The sequence below is a fragment of the Cupriavidus ulmosensis genome, assembly GCF_977008105.1.
This window is the reverse complement of record NZ_CDRMWP010000001.1, coordinates 3,237,663-3,254,764: the sequence shown is the minus strand read 5'-3', so window position 1 is coordinate 3,254,764 and position 17,102 is coordinate 3,237,663. Positions and strand designations below refer to the sequence as shown.

Here is a 17,102-nt window from a genome sequence, read left to right as displayed (position 1 = left end):
GCTCCGCATGCGTCCCGGCGGGGACGGCTTGCCGCCATGCCGCCGCGGGCGCGCCGGGGCGGCATGAGATGCGCCGAACGAGTATGCTAGTTGAATCCACCGTCGGAGCCGGAGAGAACAAGATGGAAAAAGAGTTGGAAAGCGAGCGCGAGGTCGCCACCCTGGGCGGCGGCTGCTTCTGGTGCCTGGAAGCGGTCTACCAGCAGGTCAGGGGCGTGCGGGCGGTGGAATCGGGCTATACCGGCGGCCACGTGAACCATCCGACTTACGAGCAGGTCTGCGACGGCGACACCGGCCACGCCGAAGTGGTGCGCGTGACGTTCGACCCCTCGGTGATCAAGTACCGCGAGATCCTGGAGATCTTCTTCGCCATCCACGACCCGACCACGCTCAACCGGCAGGGCAACGACGTCGGCCCGCAGTATCGCTCGGTGATCTTCACCCATTCGGAGCCGCAGCGCGCGACGGCCGAGTACGTGATGCGCGAAGTGACCGCGCAAAAGCTGTACGACGCCCCGCTGGTGACGCAGATCGAGCCGGGCCAGCCGTACTGGCGCGCCGAGGAAGGCCACCAGAACTACTACCAGACCCATCCGACCCAGGGCTATTGCTCGTTCGTGATCTCGCCCAAGCTGGCCAAGTTCCGGCAGAAGTTCGCGCACCTGCTGGTGCGCTGATCCGCCGGCGCGCTCAGTCGCGCGCCAGCCGCTCGGCGATGGCCTCGGCCAGCCGCACGCAGCTCAGCGGCGCGCAGCCCTCGGCCTTGTTGCTCACGATCACGTAGGCGGGCTGGCCCGCGCGCAGCGTGCGGACCACCTGTTCGGCGATCACCGCGCGCGTGTGCGGGTCCTCGTCCAGCAGCCGGTCGAACGGCGCGTAGCGCGATTCGGCCTGCTCGTAGGCGAAGCCCGCATGCAGCATCCAGCGCAGCACCAGCGGCCCCGGCATGCCTTCGTCCATCAGCGCCTGCGCCGGCAACTGGCGCTCGGCCGGCGGCATGCGCTCGCGCGCCGACAGGCAGAAGCGCACGCCGCGCGCGCGCAGCAGCTTGATGAAGCGCGGCGTGAGCAGGGATGCGTCGCGCAGCTCCACCGCGTAGCACGCATGCGGATTGGCGCCGGCATCGAGCGCGGGCAGCGCGCCGAGGAAGGCGTCGAGCCGCGCCAGGAAGCCGGCGCCGTCCGCGGCCATCGCGCCCAGCGGCGAAAGCTGGAACAGCAGCGGGCCGCATTTCTCGCCGAGCCCCGCGGTGGCCGGGCCGATGAAGTCGCGCGCGGCGATCTCCGCGTTCAGGAAGCTGGCGTTGGCCAGCCGGCCCGCGCCCTCGGCGGTGCGCAGCCACGGATCGCAGATGCTGGCGGGCGCCTTGGTCAGGAAGCGGAAATGCGCGGGCACCTGGGCCGCGTAGGCAACGTAGTCGGCCAGCGGAATCGGCGCGTAGAAGCCGCGGTCGATGCCGGCCGCGCGCAGCAGCGGATGCTGCGAATAGGCGGCCAGGCCCTTGCGCGAGAGCAGGCTGTCGCTGTATTCGCCCTGGTAGACCAGGCCGTTCCAGCCGCCGTAGGACCACGACGAGGTACCGAGATGCAGGCCGGCGGGAAGGCGTTCGGCCAGTGCGAGGAGGGCGGGATCGGGCGGCGGCGCCTGCACGCTTTTTCCGCGTGCGGGGCGCGCCGCCGGCGCGGCGGCCGGCACGGGTGTTTCCGGCAGGCCGCCGAACAGGTCTTCAGTCAAGCGGGTTTTCAGTCCAGCGGTTTGTCGTAGATGTAGCGGCGCGACCAGGGCAGGCTCTGCGAGGGCAGGCCGGCCTTGTGGCAGACCACCTGGTAGATCGACATCTGGTCGGTATCGAAGGCGTGCGCGCAGCCCGCCAGGTAGACGCGCCAGATGCGGTATTTCTTCTCGCCCACCATCGCGCGGATGGTATCACCCTGCGCCTCGAAGTTGTCCGCCCAGTGGTGCAGCGTGCGGTTGTAGTGGTTGCGCATCAGCTCCACGTCGGTGGCTTCCAGGCCGCCGCGCTGGAGCGTGTTGAGCACCATGCCGATGTGCGGCAGCTCGCCCTGCGGGAACACGTAGCGGTCCATGAATTCGGAGCCGTCCATCGGCGTGGCGCCGCTCTCGGGATCGGGCGAGGTGATGCCGTGGTTCATGGCGAAGCCGTCGTCGGCCAGCAGCTCGCGCATGCGCTTGAAGTAGCCGGGCAGGTTGTCCTTGCCGACGTGCTCGAACATGCCGACGCTGGTGATGCGGTCGAACGTGCCGGCGGTGTCGCGGTAGTCCTGCAGGCGGATCTCGATGCGGTCCGACAAGCCCGCCTGCCTGACCCGCTCGGTGGCCAGGTCGAACTGGTTCTGCGACAGCGTGATGCCCACGCAGCGCGCGCCGAACTTCTGCGCCGCGCGCAGCACCAGCGCGCCCCAGCCGCAGCCGATGTCGAGCAGGGTCTGGCCGGGCTGCAGGCGGATCTTGGTCAGGATGTGGTCGATCTTCTTGCGCTGCGCGGTGGCGAGGTCCTCGTCGCCGTTCTCGAAGTAGGCGCAGGAATAGACCATCGCCGGATCGAGCCAGAGCGCGTAGAACGCGTTGGAGACGTCGTAGTGGTACTGGATCGAGGCCTTGTCGGCGGCCTTGGTGTGGGCGAAGTGCTGCGCCACGCGGGCCAGCGCGCCGCCGGCCTGCGCGCTGGCGGCGGCGGAGAAGCGGTAGGCCACGGCGATGATGTCGCTGAGCTTGCCGTCCAGGTCGATCTTCTCCTGCACGTAGGCTTCGCCGAGGTTGTCGAGGCTCGGCGTGAGCAGCAGCGGCAGCGCGCCCGCCTCGCGGACCGTCAGCGTGACCGCGGGCTGCTCGAAACGGCCGAGCGGATACTCGTTGCCGTTCCATAATCGCAGCTTGACCGGGAGGTTGGCTCGCTCGCGCAGATCGGCGATCCAGTGATCCAGTTGCTTGTCCAGTGCTTGCTTGAAAAACATGCGGCCTCCCAAATTGGCGGTTGCGGCACACTCCTCGAACCTCAGCAGCGGGCAGGCTGGGCCTGCACACGATGGCGTCTTCCTCGCGGAAGTGCCGATGACTCACTTTACGACAATTCCCAATTTTGTGCAGTGCGCGGCCCCGATGCGCGCGGGGCCGCGGCCGCCTGGCCGCCCGGACAATTCAGCCGCTATTCAGCCGCCGTTCAACGGCTCACGGCGACAGCCGCACGATCTGCCACGCGCCGTCCGCCTGCAGCCGGTAGGCGATGCGGTCGTGCAGGCGCGACGGCCGGCCCTGCCAGAATTCGATGCGCGACGGCACCAGGCGATAGCCGCCCCAGTGGGCCGGCCGCGGCGGGTTGTCGCCGAACCTGGCGCGGAAATCCGCCTCGCGCTGCTCCAGCACCGCGCGGTCCGCGACCTCGCGGCTCTGCTCCGACGCCCACGCGCCCAGGCGCGAGCCGAGCGGGCGCGAGGCGTAATAGGCATCGCTCTCGGCATCGCTGACCTTTTCCACGGTGCCTTCCACGCGCACCTGGCGCTCGAGCTGCACCCAGTGGAACAGCAGCGCCGCGCGCGGGTTGCCGGCCATGTCCAGGCCCTTGCGGCTTTCGTAGTTGGTGAAGAAGGTGAAGCCGCTGGCGTCCATGCCCTTGAGCAGCACGATGCGCGCGGACGGCTGGCCGTCGGTGTCGACGGTGGCCAGCGTCATCGCGTTGGGCTCGGGCAGCTTGGCATGGATGGCTTCGTCGAACCAGCGCTGGAACTGGCTGATGGGATCGGTCGCCACGTCGGACTCGGAGAGCGAGCCGAGCACGTAGGTGCGGCGGAGGTCGGCAAGTTGGGTCATGTCGGATCAGGTATCAAGTCTGCGTGCCGCGCCGGGCAGGCCTGCCCGGCACCGGCGGCGCGCCTGATTCGAGTATAGCGAAAGCGCACCCGGCCGCATTTGCGCACGCGCAAGCCCTCGCGTTGCCATCGTCAGGCCGCTGGCGGCGGCAGCTTGCGTGCATCCCCGCGCGAGTAGTAGCCGGCCACGCCCATCGCGCCCGCCATCGACAGGAAGATCGGCAGCATGCCGAGCGCGGTGCCGACCACGCCGAAGGTCAGCGGCCACACCACCTGGCTGGTATTGAGCACGGCCGAGCGCAGCCCCAGCGCCTCGCCGGCGCGCCCGCTCGGCGAGGCCGCGTGCAGGATGTTCATCACGTTGGGCTGCGCGCTGCCCAGCGCCAGCCCGAGCAGGAACGCCAGGCAGCACATCAGCCAGAACTGCGCGACGAAGGGATAGAGCAGGTAGGCCACCGAGCCGAGCAGCAGCGCGCCGCGGATCACCTTCCATTCCGACAGCCGGCGCGACACCAGCGGCATCGCCACGCGGATGGCGAAGGTGGCGATGGCGAACGCGCCCAGCACCCAGCCGATCGACGACGGCGACAGCCCCACGCGCGTGCCCTGGATCGGGATCAGGAAGGCATGCAGGTCCCACGCGGCCGACAGCACCGCGCTGGCGATGAACACCGCGCGCAGCTCGGGGTGCGCCAGCAGGCCCAGCGTGGAACTGCGGCTGCCGTCGACGATGGCGTTGCGCGCGGCCCGGGCGCCGCGCGCGGGCAGGCGGTGGCGCACCAGCTGCAGGCCGGCCAGCCCCGCCGCGGCCACCGCCACCAGCGTGAAGAAAGCCGGGCGGAAGCCCGCGTGCTCGATCATGTAGCCCATCACCACCGGCCCCAGCGTGCCGGAGAACGACAGCCCGAGCGCGTGCAGCGTGTAGTTGCGCAGCCGCGTGCCGTCGCTGGAGATCTGGCCGATCAGCAGCTGCATGGCCACCTGCACCAGCATGAAGCCCACGCCGATCAGCGCGCACGAAAGATAGAGCGCCGCGATGCCCGGCCACAGCGCCGGCAGCAGCGTGCCCGCGAGCACCATCAGCGAGCCGGCCATGAGCGGCTTGCGCGGGCCGATCTCGTCGATGCGCTTGCCGGCATGGATGGCCAGCAGCATCGGCAGCAGCGCATAGAGCGACATCAGGATGCCGAGCGTGACGGTGGAGGCCTTGAGGGACAGCGCGAACAGCGACACCACCACGCGGCTGGCATTGAAAGCCACGTGGTTGCACACCGTGAGCGCGATCAGGCAGCTGATCGGCGGAACGGTGGCGTGTAGCGGCGTCATGCGCGGGCGGGGGCTTTGGGGGAATCCGGGAGAAAAACAAGTGCGGCCGAAACCGCACCCTGAGAAGGACGCCACGATCACTCGCAGAGGTCCGCAATGCGCCATCTATTGAAGACTTCGTTGTAAATGGCCGTTTAATTATGCGAGCGGCGTGTGCGATAGACAACGGTTCTCTGCACCAGCGTGGCGAAAGTGTTGCGAAATTGCGTCGATGCGTGCGCGGGTGTCGCGCACGGGCAACGGTGGCGCCACCGCGATGGTGCGCGGCGGTCAGCCGCCTTGGTGCAGCGAGGCGTCGGGCGCCGGCCGCGCCGGCGCGCCGGCAGCGCCCGCGCCCTCGCCCGATGGCACGGGGCCGGCGCCGCCGCTGGCCGGCTCGCGGTAGGCCTGGCCCGGCGGCGGCGCCAGCGGGCGCTTGCGCACCTGCGCCAGCAGCTTGCCGCACTGGGACTCCTCGCCGCCGCCGGAGAGATCGATCAGCGGCAGCACCGCGGCGCCGACCGGCGCCACCAGCGCCAGCGCCACCGCGCCGCCCGCGCGCAGGGCCAGCACGCCGATGTCGGGGCTGACCGTGGGCTTCTTGAGCGTGCCGCCCACGTAGAGCGGCGAGCGCAGCGAGAAGATGCGCAGGCCCTTCGAGTCCGGCCGGATGGTCAGCGCGAGCCGTTCGCTGGCCAGGTCGACCGCGCCGGTGGTGTCGATCACGGCGTCCTGCGTGTCGAGCACGAAGGTGCGCGCGCGCGCCAGGCCGTTGGTGAAGCTGACGTCGCTCACGCCGCAGTTGATCCGCACCGGCTTGTCGCCGAACAGCTTCGAGATCACCACGCTGCCCACGTTCAGGCCCATCGCCTCCAGGACGAACTTGCTCACCGTGCCGTTTTCCACCAGCAGCTTGGCTTCGCCGTTGGCGCTGCCGAGCAGGGCCGCCACCGAGTTGCCGGTGGCGCTGAGCCGCGCGGCGCCGTTGAGTTCGCCGATGCTGGCGCGCATCGACTCGAATTTCGGGAACAGCTGCTTGAGCTTGAGATGGCGCGCCTTCATGTCGATGGTGGCGGCCAGCGGCGCGCGCTTGCCGTTGAGCTGCAGCGTCGACACCAGGTTGCCGCCGGCGATGCCGAAGTCGAGCGGGTCCAGCGTGAGCAGGCCGTCGTCGAGCTTGAGGTGGGTGACGAGATCGGTGATCGGCAGGTCGGCGGTGCGCACGATGCGCTTGCCGGTGAACTTCACGTCCGCGTCGATGCTGTCCCAGCGCTCGGTGCGGAACGGCGCCACCGGCAGTGCCTTGTCGGCGGGCTGGCGCACGGTGCTGTCCGCGGCCGCGCCGCCGGGCCTGGCGTCGGCGCCGATCAGCGGCGCCAGGTCCTCGAAGCGCAGCTGGCTCGATTCCAGCTCGCCCGACAGCAGCGGACGCGGCTGGCGCTGGGCGTAGCTGAGCGTGCCGCTCAGGTCGCTGCCGCCCACGCGCCCGCTGAACTTGTCGTAGCGGTACGCCGAGGCGCCCTTGCGCAGCGTGGCCACCAGCCGCCCGCGCGTCTCGTAGGGCGGCGTGCTGGGCAGCACGATGCCGGTGAGCGCGTACAGCCGGGCCATGTTGTCACCGGACAATTGCAGGTTGACGTCGAGCGCGCCGAGATGGGCCGGGTTGGTGAGCGTGCCTTCCACCACCGCGCGCGTGTTGCCGACGCGCGCATCGGCCTGCACCGGGAACGGCACGTTGGCGTCGCGCAGGCTCAGCACCGTGCCGGCCTTGCCGCTGGCGCTGATGGTGGCGTCGTGGTAGCGGCCGGTGGCCTTCCAGCGCAGGCCGTAGCGCTGGCTGGCGGGCGCTGCCGCCGTGGCGCCGGCGGTGCCCGGGGCCGCCGCGCCGGTGAGCGCGCCGTCGCGGGCCTTGTCGTAGAGCGGGCTGTCGCCGATGGTGTCCAGGCGTGCCTGCATCTCGAGCTTCAGCACCTGGTCGGACAGGCTCAGGTCGCCCTGCGCCAGCGCCACCTCGCCGATGTCGAGCCGCCACTCGGACGGCTGCTTGCTGGCCGGCGTGGCGAAGGTCCAGTTGTTGCGCTGGTCGGCCAGGCGCTCGAGCCACACGGCCGGGCTGTCGACCACGATGGTGGAGATCGAGATCTGGCGCGACAGCAGCGGCAGCGGGCGCAGCACGAAGATCAGCTCGCGCACGGTGGCGAAGTTCGGCTCGCGCGCCCAGTCCGGGTTGCCGATCGTGATGTCGGCGGCCGACAGCCGCGGCCACGGCACCCAGGTGTGCCAGCCGGTCTCGCCCTGCGCGCTGCGCCAGGTCAGCGTGAGGTCGCCGTTGACGGCGAAAGGCCGGCCGATGGCCTCGGACACGCGCTGGTTGAGCCACGGCTTGAGGCGGTTCCAGTCGAAGGTCAGGACGACCACGACCACGATGGCCACCAGCGCCAGCGGCGTCAGTACACTCCAGAGAACGGCCTTGCGGCGCACGGGCATGGGATTGTCGTCCTGGTCGGGCGGGTGGCCGCGGCGCCGGCCCCGGGGGTGGGGCGATGCGGCGGCCGGACCACTGTTGTCAGGTATTGTATAGTTGCGCGCCGCGTTCTCCTGTCGGCGCCAGGCTGACAGGGTGACGCAGGCGGCGCCTGGACGGCCAGTCCGCCCGCGTCCGCCCGCCGGCGGCCCTCCTTCAGCAAGCCTCGATCCTATCCATGAGCCACCTCGTCCCGGAAACCTCCCCGGCCCCTTTCGCCTCCCCGGAACTGGCGCAGCTGCCGCCGGCGCTGACGCACGAGAGCCCGGCCGACGACGACTACCACCGCCGCTTCGGCGGCGTGGCGCGGCTGTACGGCGCGGCCGGCCTGGCGCGGCTGGAGGCGGCCAGCGTGTGCGTGGTCGGCATCGGCGGCGTGGGCAGCTGGGCGGCCGAGGCGCTGGCGCGCAACGCGGTCGGCCGCGTCACGCTGATCGACCTCGACCACATCGCGCTGTCCAACACCAACCGCCAGATCCACGCGCTGGGCGATGCCTACGGCCGCGCCAAGGTGCAGGCGATGGCCGAGCGCATGGTGCAGATCAACCCGCGCTGCCGCGTGACCGAGGTGGACGACTTCGTCACCGAGGACAACGTCGCCGAGCTGCTCGGCGGACACGACTACATCATCGACGCGATCGATTCGGTCAAGGTCAAGGTCGCCATGCTGGGCTGGGCGCGCCGCACCGGGCGGCGCATCATCACCTGCGGCGGCGCCGGCGGCCAGCTCGACCCGACCCGCATCCGCGTGGTCGATTTCTCGCGCACGGTGCAAGACCCGCTGCTGGCCAAGGTGCGCTCCCGCGTGCGCCAGGACTGGGGCTGGCCGCGCAATCCCAAGCGCAAGTTCGGCATCGACGCGGTCTTCTCCGACGAGCCGCTGCGCTATCCCGAACCCGAGCAGCAGGCCTGCGAGATCGACGAAGCCCCGGCCGACGCGCCCGCGATCGCGCCCGCCGGCCCGCAGGGCCTGGCCTGCGCCGGCTTCGGCTCGTCGGTGGCGGTCACGGCGGTGTTCGGCATGGTCGCCGCCGCCAGCGTGCTGGGCGCGCTCACCGCGCTGACCGAGCCCGCCGCCCCCGAGTGAGCCGCGCGCCCGCGCTAGGCGGCCAGCGCCGCCAGCAGGGCCGCTAGCTCGCCCTCGCCCGGCGCGGTGTTGTCGAAATAGCGCAGCTCGGGGTGCTGCTCCGGCGCCGGCATGAAGCGCCGCGCGCGGTAGTCCTCCCAGTGCGCGAGCTTGTAGGCATCGTTGGGGTTGCCGCGCCGCACGATGCGCGCGTGCGCCTCGTCCTCGGGCAGGTGGACCCACACCGTGCGCACCTGGGTGCCGGCGGGCACGCGCAGCCATGCCGGATCGTGCAGCCGGTTGTCGCGCACCTCGCGCGACAGCGGCCCGACCACGATCACGCTGATGCCCAGCGCGAGGTTCTCGCGCGCGGTGTCGAGCAGGCCGTGGTATTCGGCGTCGCGCAGGTACTTGAGGTAGGTGGGGCTGTCGCGGTCGTTGGGGTCGCCGGTCAGCGCGCCCATCGCGGCGGCGCTGTAGCTGCCGTACAGGGTGTCCTTGTCGAGCAGGCAGAACGGCTCGCCGGTGGCCTGCATGAGCGGGCCGATCAGGCGGTGGGCCAGGGTGGTCTTGCCGGTGCCGGCATGGCCGCAGAAGAAGAGCAGTCGGGGCATGGGAAGGCGGGGCGGAGCCCGCGGCGGTGGAAAGCCAGCCGCCAGCATAACCCGCGCGCCGGTTTGTCCTGGATCAGTCCGCGCCGCGGCGGATTCGGTATGCTCTCGGCTGGGGCCGGACTTCGCGCCGCGGGCGCGGGGCCGGCCAGCCGATTCCTTCGTTGCCTCGCTTCTCCAGACATGACCGATCACGCCACGGATGTCCCCGCGCCGAGCCGCGCCGCCCTTGCGCCCGAGCTGCTGCTCGGCGAGCCGGTGACCGACGCCACCCATGAAGAATTCGTGCAATTGCTCGATGCCGCCGCGCGCGCCGCGGACGACGGTTTCCTGGCCGCGCTGGACGAGTGGATCGAGCACACGCGCCATCATTTCGGCCAGGAAGAAACGTGGATGGAAGCCATGAACTTCGGCCCGCAGCACTGCCACCGCGGCGAGCACCAGCAGGTGCTGGCGGTGGCCGACGCGGTGCGCGTCAAGGTCGCCGAGGGCGACGTGACGCTGGGCCGGCGGCTGGTGTCCGAACTGCCCGGCTGGTTCGACCAGCACGTGAGGTCGATGGACGCGATGATGGTCGGCTACATGCGCGAGCACGGCTTCACGCTGATCGAGGCGCCCGACGGGCAGGCCGCCTGAAGACGGCCGCGCCGCGGCGCTTCAGCCGCCGCCGGCGGCCGCGCGGTCGAGCACCACGAAGTGCTTGCGCACCGTTTCCAGCACCTCGAACAGGCCGGTGAAGCCGGCCGGGATCACGCAGGCGTCGCCGGGCCCGAACTCGCGCGCGTTGCCCGCGTCGTCGCTGATGCGGATGCGTCCGCTGATGACGTGGAAGAATTCCTCCTTGCCCGCCGGGAAGGCGATGCGCCACGCGCCCGGCTCGCAGCCCCACACCCCGCAGTCGAAGTCACCCTGGCCGGCGCTGTAGTGCGTCCAGGTGGTGCGCTCGGGATTGCCCGCCACGAGCCGGTCCGGGCGCGGACGGTCGTGGCTGGGGGCGGGGTCGGCGCGGAAATCGGCCAGGCGGGGCAGGGCGGCAGCGGTCACGGCTAGGGCGGGCAGGAAGGTCGGGCCCGCCAGTTTAATTCAGCACCGAGGCCAGTTGCCGGCGCCAGCGCGAAACCGCCTCGGGCTGGTCGCCCATGAGCGCGAACACCGACAGCATGGTGACGCGCCCGATGTCCTCCTCGAAGCCGCGGTCGGCCCGCACGATGGCCAGCAGCTGTTCCAGCGCCGGCTCGTACTGCCGGTGCGCGATCAGCGCGCGGGCCAGGTCCAGGCGCGTGCGCAGGTCGCCGGGCGCGGCCGCCACGCGTGCGGCCAGGGTGGCCGTGTCGGGCAGTTCGGCCACGCCGCGCATGGCTTCGAGCCGGGTGCGCAGCGCCGCGAAGCCGTCTTCCTGCGACGCGCCGCGCGACAGCATGCCGAACTCGGTCTCGGCCTGCTCCAGCGCGTCGCCGTCGAGCAGGAAGCCGATGTACTCGAGCCGCGCCGCGTCGAAGCCGGGATCGAAGGCCAGCGCCGCCTGGAACGCCGCCCGCGCGGCTTCGCGGTCGCCGGCGGCGAGCGCGTCGCGCGCGGCGCGCAGGGCGGTCTGGCCCGGGTCCGGCATCACGCGCGCGAGGAACTCGCGCAGGCCCGACTCCGGCAGCACGCCGGTGAACTGGTCCACCGCCTGGCCGTCCACGAAGGCCACCACATGCGGGATGCTGCGCACGCCGAAGTGCGCGGCGAGATCCTGGTTCTCGTCCACGTTGACCTTGGCCAGCCGCCACTTGCCGCCGGCCTCCGCTTCGAGCTTCTCCAGCATCGGTCCCAGCGTCTTGCACGGGCCGCACCAGGGCGCCCAGAAATCCACCAGCACCGGGATGTGACGCGATGTCTCGATCACGTCCGCCTCGAAATTCTGCAGGGTTACGTCGCTCATGACTTGGTCTCGCTAGAAGGGAAGCCCCGCGCATGCCGGGGCCATACGGGGGCTAGTTGGGGGCGGATGCGGCCGATTGCAACAGCGTGGCGCGCAAAGGCGGACGGGCAAGGCGGATGAATAAGGTGGACGGGCAAGGGTAAGCGATGGATTGAAAATAGAACGGTCGTTCGGTTATATTGCTTGGCTGGTATCCAAGATCAGGTCGGACAGACCGCACAGGAGACGTTCCATGCAGACCCACCAGCCCGCGCGCCCGCATTTCCAGTTCTGGCCCAAGCGCGTTCCTACCGAGATCGTGTCGCCGGAGACCTCGCTCTGGTACAACCTGGTGGTTTCCGCGCACCGCTACGCCGACAAGGCGGCCATCCGCTATTTCGGCAACGCCATCACCTTCCGCCAGCTCGAGGCGCAGGCCAGCGCGGTGGCCGGCTGGCTGCAGCAGGAAGCCGGCGTGAAGAAGGGCGACCGGGTGCTGCTCTACATGCAGAACTGCCCGCAGTTCATCATCGGCTACTACGCCATCCTGCGCGCCGACGCCGTGGTGGTGCCGGTCAACCCGATGAACCGCACCGAGGAATTCAAGCATTACATCAGCGACGCGCAGGCGCGCGTGGCGATCTGCAGCGCCGACCTCGCCGCCGGCGCCGAACAGGCCAGCGCCGAGCTGCCCGAGGCGCAGCGCCTGCGGCACATGCTGGTCACGCAGTACGGCGACGCGCTGCCGGCCAGCTACGAGAACCCCGAGGACGCGCCGCCGGCCTGGCTCACCGCCGAGCACCCGCTGCCGGCCGGCGCCACGCCGTGGTCGCGGGTCCTCGCCGCGCAGCGGGTGCCGGCGCCGCACACCGCCGGCCCCGACGACATGGCGGTGATGCCGTACACCTCGGGCACCACCGGCTTTCCCAAGGGCTGCATCCACACCCACCGCACGGTCATGCACAACGTGATCGGCGGCAGCACCTGGAGCGGCAGCGGCGCGGAATCGACCATCCTGTCGGTGCTGCCGCTGTTCCACGTCACCGGCATGCAGTACGGCATGAACGGCCCGATCTACAGCGGCGCCACCGTGGTGATGCTGCCGCGCTGGGACCGCGAGGTGGCGGGGCGCCTGATCTCGCGCTACAAGGTCACGCACTGGACCAACATCCCGACGATGGTGATCGACTTCCTCGGCAGCCCCAACCTGGCCCAGTTCGACCTGTCGAGCCTGCGCTACATCGGCGGCGGCGGCGCGGCCATGCCGCAGGCGGTGGCCGAGCGGCTGCACCAGCAGTTCGGCCTGAACTACCTGGAAGGCTACGGCCTGTCGGAGACGATGGCGCCGACCCACGGCAACCCGAGCGACCGCCCCAAGCTGCAATGCCTGGGCGTGCCCACCTTCAACACCGACGCGCGCGTGATCGACCCGGTCACGCTGGCCGAGCTGCCGCCCAACGAAACCGGCGAGATCATCGTGTGCGGCCCGCAGGTGTTCAAGGGCTACTGGGGCAAGCCGGACGCCACGCGCGACGCCTTCATCGAGTTCGAGGGCAAGACCTTCTTCCGCACCGGCGACCTCGGGCGCATGGACGAGGAGGGCTACTACTTCCTGACCGACCGCCTCAAGCGCATGATCAACGCCTCCGGCTTCAAGGTGTGGCCGGCCGAGGTGGAGAACCTGCTGTACAAGCATCCGGCCGTGCAGGAAGCCTGCATCATCGGCACGCGCGACGCCTACCGCGGCGAGACCGTCAAGGCGGTGGTGGTGCTCAAGACCGATGCCCGCGGCAAGACCACGCCCGAGGACATCATCGAATGGGCCAGGGAGAACATGGCGGCCTACAAGTACCCGCGCGTGGTGGAGTTCGTCGACGCGCTGCCCAAGTCGGGCACCGGCAAGGTGATGTGGCGCCAGCTGCAGGAAAGCGAGAACGCGCGCGACGATGCGGCCCGGCCGGCGGCCTGATGCTTGCCGCCTGACGCCCGCCGCGCGCGGGGCGGCCTTCAGTGCCCGCGCGCGCGCACCAGCATCTTTACCATCGTCTTGTAGCTGCGCTCGCGCGCGTGCCGCGTCGGGCTGGTGCCGTCGCGGTCCGCCAGGTTGGCGTCCGCGCCGGCGTCGAGCAGCAGTTGCACGGTGTCTTCGTAGCGCGCGCTGCCGTCGCCCATGACGATGGTTTCCAGCAGCGCGGTCCAGCCCTGCCGGTTGACGTGGTCGACCGGCACGCCGGCCTTGAGCAGCACTTTCACCACCTCGGTATTGCCATGCTGGCTGGCCAGGATCAGCGCCGTGCTGTCGTTGCTGTCGGTGCTGGCGAGGTCGGCGCCGTGCGCCAGCGAAAGCTGCACCATCTCGAGCTGCCCGGTGGCGGCGGCCAGCAGGAAGGGGCTGTTGGCGTCGATGTCCTTGCGGTTGACGTTGGCGCCGGCCGCCACCAGGGTCTTGGCGACCTCGGTGTGGCGGCTGTCCACCGCCACCAGCAAGGCGCTGCGGCCGCGCTCGTCGGTGGCCTGCGCGGAGGCGCCGGCGGCAAGCAGGCGCTTGACCAGTTCGAGGTCGCCCTGCATGGCCGCGGCGATCAGGTTGCGATCGAGCGCGCCCACGCCCTCGCGCGGGCCGGACGCCGCGGTGCCCGCGGGTGCCTGCGAGCGGGACGCGGCATGGGACGCCGCGCCGCCGGCGGGGCGCGCCGCCAGGCTCGATCCGCCCGGGCCGGCCAGCAGCGCGCCGCCCATCAGCAACCCGGTCAGCCCCAGCACTTCGGCCAGTACCAGTCGGCGGGGGCGGGCGGCGGGGCGCGGCATCGGGTGGATTCCTGGATAGGTCCGGATCAGGCGGCCGTGCCGGCGGCAGGCCCGCTTGCGGCATCGGTGTCCTGCAACTGGCGCCACAGCCGGCCGAGATAGGGATCGTCGACGCCGTTGGTGGCCAGCCCGAGCAGGGTCTGCTGCAGGTATTCGCGCGCCGGGCCGTACAGGCCGGCGGCGTGGCGCAGGCAGGCCACCACGCGCTCGTCGGGCAGGCGCCCGGCATAGGCTTCGTGGCCGCGGTTCATGACGAAGGCCAGCGCCGGCTGCGGCGCGCTGCCGGCCAGTTTCACGTTGAGCCAGCGCGGGTGGTAGGCGCCGGTCAGCATCTCGCGGCGCCACAGCAGGCGGAATTCCTGCTCGATCATGTCATGGGGGATGCGGAACGCCACGCCGTGGCACGAGCCGCCGCGGTCGAGCCCCAGCACCAGGCCGGGGCTGTCCCAGGTGCCGCGGTTGATGCGCGAGTACAAGTAGAAGCCGCGGTGGTAGCCGTGCACGGTGGCCAGTTGGCGGTCGGTGTGCACCACCATCGGGTTCCAGATCAGCGAGCCGTAGCCGAACACCCACACATCGCCGGCTAGCGCGGGCGTGTCCGGGCGCTGGTCCAGCGTGGCGCGCAGGGAGCCTTCGAATGCGGCTTCCGGGAGTAGCGAGGAAGCCACCGGCGTGCTGCAAAGAGAAGCACGCAGCCGATCCGTTTCGAGATCTTGTCGGGTGATGGCCATGCCTGCAAGCATAATCCAAAGCTGCGTTTCAGGCGGCAAGGAAACCACATGGCAGGCAGAAATCGCCGCAACGCTCAACTGGCTGTGTGCGGCAGACAACGGTCGGCATGGCGGCAGGGCCGGCGAAATCGCACGGACTTGACCGCGCACGGTGGCGGCGGCGCCGGACAAGTCCTTACAATACCGCATCAACCCAGGAGAACAGGCTATGGCGCGCACGCTCACGGTGGCCTTCGGCACCGGCAAGGAATTCGGCTTCACCATCGGCGACGCCGAACTGGCCGCCGTCACCGAGGAGGCCGGCTGGCGCTGGTTCGACCGCGAATACGCCGAGCTCGACTGCCAGGCTTCCAGCCCGGTGGGCAAGGTGCTGGTGATCGACAAGATCCTCAACGTGGCCAAGTTCTCGGGCGAGCAGCGCTTCGCCGACGACGCCGCCTGGGCCCAGGACTACGCGCGCCACGCCGCGCGCCTGCTCGACCGCGACAAGGTGCGTGTCGACGTGGGCAACGCCGCCATCAGCTTCTGACCGCGGCCGGCGCCCGGAAGCAAAAAGGGACGCCCGCGGGCGTCCCTTTTTTCTGCGCGGCGCTGGCCGGCGCTCAGACCGCCAGCAGTTCCACCTCGAACAGCAGCGTGGCGTTCGGCGGGATCACGCCGCCGGCGCCGCGCGCGCCGTAGCCGAGCTCGGCCGGGATGACCAGGCGGCGCGTGCCGCCGACCTTCATGCCCTGCACGCCTTCGTCCCAGCCGCGGATGACGTGGCCGGCACCCAGCGGGAACACGAAGGGGTCGTTGCGGTCCTTGCTCGAGTCGAACTTGCGGCCGGCCTGGCCGTTGTCGTAGAGCCAGCCGGTGTAGTGCACCGTGACATGCTTGCCGGCGGTGGCTTCGGCGCCTTCGCCGGTGACGGTGTCTTCGTATTGCAGGCCGGAGGGAGTCGTATTCATGATTGGCTTCCTTGTAGTGTCTCAGGGAGTGTCACGGTACCGGGGCCGCCCGCGCGTGGCTGGCGGTCCCGGGCGAACGGGGTACTGCGCGATGGTGCTGGTGGTGCGTGCTGGTGGTGCTGGCGATGCCGGCGCCGCGCGGGCTCAGCCCGCCGCGCGCTGCAGGACGTCGAGGGTGATGCGCACGTTGTGGTCGTCGTCGCTGACCCAGATCTCGCCGTCCTGGATCGTCACCGACAGCCGCATGGCGCGCTGGGCCAGCGCGGCGAGCGCGTCCACCGCTTCGGCCGGCACATTGTAGATGGTCACGTTGCGCAGCTTGCCGGCCTTGCCCGCCATGCCCTTCCACCATTCGCGCGCGCTTGCGCCATTGTAGGTGAACACGGTCACGCGGCGCGCGCGCGCCGCGGCGCGCTTGAGGCGGGACTCGTCGGGCTGGCCCAGCTCGATCCAGTGCTCGATCTCGTCGGTCAGGGTCTTTTCCCACAGGTCCGGCTCGTCGGGCTCGTCCAGGCCGCGCGTGAAGGTGAGCGCTTCGCTGGCTTCGCAGGCGAAGGCCAGCAGGCGCACCATCATGCGCGCGTCGTTTTCCGACGGGTGCTTGGCGATGGTCAGCGCGTGGCTGCCGTAATACGGCCGGTCCATGTCGGACACGGAAAGCTCGGCCTTGTAGATGGTGGATTTGAGAGCCATGTGAGGTTGCTGCGCAATGGGGTGGTGCAGGGGTGGTGCACGGGCGCCGCGCACCGGGGCCGCACGGCGTGGCGCGCAAGGCGAAAGGCCGCATGATACGTGAATCCGCGGGCGCGCCGCTCAGGCCGCTCCCACGGCGCGCGCGACGATGCCGGGCGCGATCGCCGTGCCGCCGGCCCCGATCGCGCAGCGCCGGGGCGCGATCGCGGCGTTTTGCCTCAAACGGGCTTGCCTCAGCGGGTCTTGCGGTATTCGCCGAGGTAGAAACGCAGCAGCGCCGCGGCCAGCTGCAGGCACAGGAAGGCCGCCGCGACCACCATCGCATGGCCGGCCGGGGTGTCGATCTGCCCGGACATGGCCAGCCCCGCCAGCCAGCTTGCCACCGCCAGCGTCAGCAGCGGCGCCAGCAGCGCGCGCCGGCCGTAGGTGCGCAGCGCCCACGCCGGAAAGCGGCGCAGGAAGGCCGCGGGAATGCTGCACACCAGGCAGGCGCCCGCCGCGGCCAGCGAGGCCGCCACCACGTCGCCGACGTCGATCATCGTCATCTTGTCAATCGTCCCCGTTCAGGCAAGGGCCGGGAAGCCAGGAGGAAAGGGCCGGCCGAAAAACCGCAAACCGCTGATTTTACAGAAGAAAGCGGGCGCCAAGGTGTCCCTTGGCCGACATCCGGCGACATCCGGCGAT

At 70.6% G+C, this 17,102-nt stretch carries 18 protein-coding genes; 5 read left to right on the top strand and 13 right to left on the bottom strand.

Annotation, left to right across the window (positions count from 1 at the left end; translation table 11 throughout):
- Window positions 1–122: 122 nt before the first annotated feature.
- On the top strand, window positions 123–677 hold the full coding sequence (gene msrA, locus ACWTPI_RS15000) for a peptide-methionine (S)-S-oxide reductase MsrA (protein WP_020204604.1): 555 nt from the start codon (window positions 123–125) through the stop codon (window positions 675–677).
- A gap of 13 nt (window positions 678–690) precedes the next feature.
- Here the strand turns inward: msrA and ACWTPI_RS14995 are convergent, their stop codons facing one another.
- From ACWTPI_RS14995 to ACWTPI_RS14975, 5 genes are all read right to left on the bottom strand, one after another.
- The gene (locus ACWTPI_RS14995; protein WP_020204603.1) at window positions 691–1,734 is read right to left on the bottom strand and encodes a DUF72 domain-containing protein; all 1,044 of its coding nucleotides are present in this window, start codon (window positions 1,732–1,734) and stop codon (window positions 691–693) included.
- A gap of 8 nt (window positions 1,735–1,742) precedes the next feature.
- Window positions 1,743–2,975 carry an SAM-dependent methyltransferase gene (locus ACWTPI_RS14990; RefSeq protein ID WP_020204602.1) on the bottom strand — a complete coding sequence of 411 codons (1,233 nt, stop codon included), beginning with the start codon at window positions 2,973–2,975 and terminating at the stop codon, window positions 1,743–1,745.
- Window positions 2,976–3,189: 214 nt separating this feature from the next.
- Window positions 3,190–3,828, bottom strand: coding sequence for a pyridoxamine 5'-phosphate oxidase (gene pdxH / locus ACWTPI_RS14985; RefSeq protein ID WP_020204601.1), 639 nt, complete (start codon window positions 3,826–3,828; stop codon window positions 3,190–3,192).
- A gap of 131 nt (window positions 3,829–3,959) precedes the next feature.
- Entirely contained in the window at window positions 3,960–5,153 is a 1,194-nt protein-coding gene (locus ACWTPI_RS14980) for an MFS transporter (protein WP_454732030.1), read from the bottom strand.
- Window positions 5,154–5,423: 270 nt separating this feature from the next.
- Entirely contained in the window at window positions 5,424–7,619 is a 2,196-nt protein-coding gene (locus tag ACWTPI_RS14975) for an AsmA family protein (protein ID WP_454732029.1), read from the bottom strand.
- Window positions 7,620–7,834: 215 nt separating this feature from the next.
- Here ACWTPI_RS14975 and tcdA point away from each other — a divergent pair, with 215 nt between their 5' ends.
- Window positions 7,835–8,743: a tRNA cyclic N6-threonylcarbamoyladenosine(37) synthase TcdA gene (gene tcdA, locus ACWTPI_RS14970; protein WP_454732028.1), complete on the top strand. Its 909-nt coding sequence runs from the start codon at window positions 7,835–7,837 to the stop codon at window positions 8,741–8,743.
- 14 nt (window positions 8,744–8,757) lie between these two features.
- On the opposite strand, the gene ACWTPI_RS14965 is transcribed toward tcdA, so the two are convergent.
- A complete protein-coding gene (locus ACWTPI_RS14965; protein ID WP_454732027.1) occupies window positions 8,758–9,336 on the bottom strand; it encodes an AAA family ATPase in 579 nt (192 codons plus the stop codon).
- Between the two features lie 180 nt (window positions 9,337–9,516).
- Between ACWTPI_RS14965 and ACWTPI_RS14960 the strand changes: the two genes are divergently transcribed.
- Window positions 9,517–9,969, top strand: coding sequence for a bacteriohemerythrin (locus ACWTPI_RS14960; protein ID WP_059411283.1), 453 nt, complete (start codon window positions 9,517–9,519; stop codon window positions 9,967–9,969).
- A gap of 21 nt (window positions 9,970–9,990) precedes the next feature.
- Here the strand turns inward: ACWTPI_RS14960 and ACWTPI_RS14955 are convergent, their stop codons facing one another.
- Together ACWTPI_RS14955 and trxA are read right to left on the bottom strand one after the other, a co-directional pair.
- Complete coding sequence (locus ACWTPI_RS14955; protein WP_020204595.1) at window positions 9,991–10,377, bottom strand: cupin domain-containing protein; 387 nt, start codon at window positions 10,375–10,377, stop codon at window positions 9,991–9,993.
- 34 nt (window positions 10,378–10,411) lie between these two features.
- Window positions 10,412–11,257: a thioredoxin gene (gene trxA, locus ACWTPI_RS14950; RefSeq protein ID WP_020204594.1), complete on the bottom strand. Its 846-nt coding sequence runs from the start codon at window positions 11,255–11,257 to the stop codon at window positions 10,412–10,414.
- 232 nt (window positions 11,258–11,489) lie between these two features.
- Here trxA and ACWTPI_RS14945 point away from each other — a divergent pair, with 232 nt between their 5' ends.
- A complete protein-coding gene (locus ACWTPI_RS14945) occupies window positions 11,490–13,205 on the top strand; it encodes a long-chain fatty acid--CoA ligase (protein WP_020204593.1) in 1,716 nt (571 codons plus the stop codon).
- Window positions 13,206–13,243: 38 nt separating this feature from the next.
- Here ACWTPI_RS14945 and ACWTPI_RS14940 read toward each other — a convergent pair whose 3' ends face one another.
- Window positions 13,244–14,044, bottom strand: coding sequence for an ankyrin repeat domain-containing protein (locus ACWTPI_RS14940; RefSeq protein WP_454732026.1), 801 nt, complete (start codon window positions 14,042–14,044; stop codon window positions 13,244–13,246).
- A gap of 26 nt (window positions 14,045–14,070) precedes the next feature.
- Window positions 14,071–14,775 (bottom strand): gamma-glutamylcyclotransferase, encoded by a 705-nt coding sequence (locus ACWTPI_RS14935; protein ID WP_043366986.1) that lies wholly within the window; start codon window positions 14,773–14,775, stop codon window positions 14,071–14,073.
- Window positions 14,776–14,983: 208 nt separating this feature from the next.
- Between ACWTPI_RS14935 and ACWTPI_RS14930 the strand changes: the two genes are divergently transcribed.
- Window positions 14,984–15,304 (top strand): hypothetical protein, encoded by a 321-nt coding sequence (locus ACWTPI_RS14930; protein ID WP_059411286.1) that lies wholly within the window; start codon window positions 14,984–14,986, stop codon window positions 15,302–15,304.
- 73 nt (window positions 15,305–15,377) lie between these two features.
- Here ACWTPI_RS14930 and ACWTPI_RS14925 read toward each other — a convergent pair whose 3' ends face one another.
- The 3 genes from ACWTPI_RS14925 to ACWTPI_RS14915 form a co-directional block, all read right to left on the bottom strand.
- A complete protein-coding gene (locus ACWTPI_RS14925; protein WP_020204589.1) occupies window positions 15,378–15,725 on the bottom strand; it encodes an FKBP-type peptidyl-prolyl cis-trans isomerase in 348 nt (115 codons plus the stop codon).
- 144 nt (window positions 15,726–15,869) lie between these two features.
- Entirely contained in the window at window positions 15,870–16,418 is a 549-nt protein-coding gene (locus ACWTPI_RS14920) for a YaeQ family protein (RefSeq protein ID WP_020204588.1), read from the bottom strand.
- A 233-nt stretch (window positions 16,419–16,651) separates the two neighbouring features.
- Window positions 16,652–16,963 (bottom strand): hypothetical protein, encoded by a 312-nt coding sequence (locus ACWTPI_RS14915; RefSeq protein ID WP_020204586.1) that lies wholly within the window; start codon window positions 16,961–16,963, stop codon window positions 16,652–16,654.
- Window positions 16,964–17,102 lie beyond the last annotated feature (139 nt).

Coding starts and splice junctions, on each gene's coding strand:
- msrA (WP_020204604.1), top strand. CDS start 123: ATGGAAAAAGAGTTGGAAAGCGAGCGCGAGGTCGCCACCCTGGGCGGC.
- ACWTPI_RS14990 (WP_020204602.1), bottom strand. CDS start 2,975: ATGTTTTTCAAGCAAGCACTGGACAAGCAACTGGATCACTGGATCGCC.
- pdxH (WP_020204601.1), bottom strand. CDS start 3,828: ATGACCCAACTTGCCGACCTCCGCCGCACCTACGTGCTCGGCTCGCTC.
- ACWTPI_RS14980 (WP_454732030.1), bottom strand. CDS start 5,153: ATGACGCCGCTACACGCCACCGTTCCGCCGATCAGCTGCCTGATCGCG.
- ACWTPI_RS14975 (WP_454732029.1), bottom strand. CDS start 7,619: ATGCCCGTGCGCCGCAAGGCCGTTCTCTGGAGTGTACTGACGCCGCTG.
- tcdA (WP_454732028.1), top strand. CDS start 7,835: ATGAGCCACCTCGTCCCGGAAACCTCCCCGGCCCCTTTCGCCTCCCCG.
- ACWTPI_RS14965 (WP_454732027.1), bottom strand. CDS start 9,336: ATGCCCCGACTGCTCTTCTTCTGCGGCCATGCCGGCACCGGCAAGACC.
- ACWTPI_RS14960 (WP_059411283.1), top strand. CDS start 9,517: ATGACCGATCACGCCACGGATGTCCCCGCGCCGAGCCGCGCCGCCCTT.
- trxA (WP_020204594.1), bottom strand. CDS start 11,257: ATGAGCGACGTAACCCTGCAGAATTTCGAGGCGGACGTGATCGAGACA.
- ACWTPI_RS14945 (WP_020204593.1), top strand. CDS start 11,490: ATGCAGACCCACCAGCCCGCGCGCCCGCATTTCCAGTTCTGGCCCAAG.
- ACWTPI_RS14940 (WP_454732026.1), bottom strand. CDS start 14,044: ATGCCGCGCCCCGCCGCCCGCCCCCGCCGACTGGTACTGGCCGAAGTG.
- ACWTPI_RS14935 (WP_043366986.1), bottom strand. CDS start 14,775: ATGGCCATCACCCGACAAGATCTCGAAACGGATCGGCTGCGTGCTTCT.
- ACWTPI_RS14930 (WP_059411286.1), top strand. CDS start 14,984: ATGGCGCGCACGCTCACGGTGGCCTTCGGCACCGGCAAGGAATTCGGC.
- ACWTPI_RS14925 (WP_020204589.1), bottom strand. CDS start 15,725: ATGAATACGACTCCCTCCGGCCTGCAATACGAAGACACCGTCACCGGC.
- ACWTPI_RS14920 (WP_020204588.1), bottom strand. CDS start 16,418: ATGGCTCTCAAATCCACCATCTACAAGGCCGAGCTTTCCGTGTCCGAC.
- ACWTPI_RS14915 (WP_020204586.1), bottom strand. CDS start 16,963: ATGACGATGATCGACGTCGGCGACGTGGTGGCGGCCTCGCTGGCCGCG.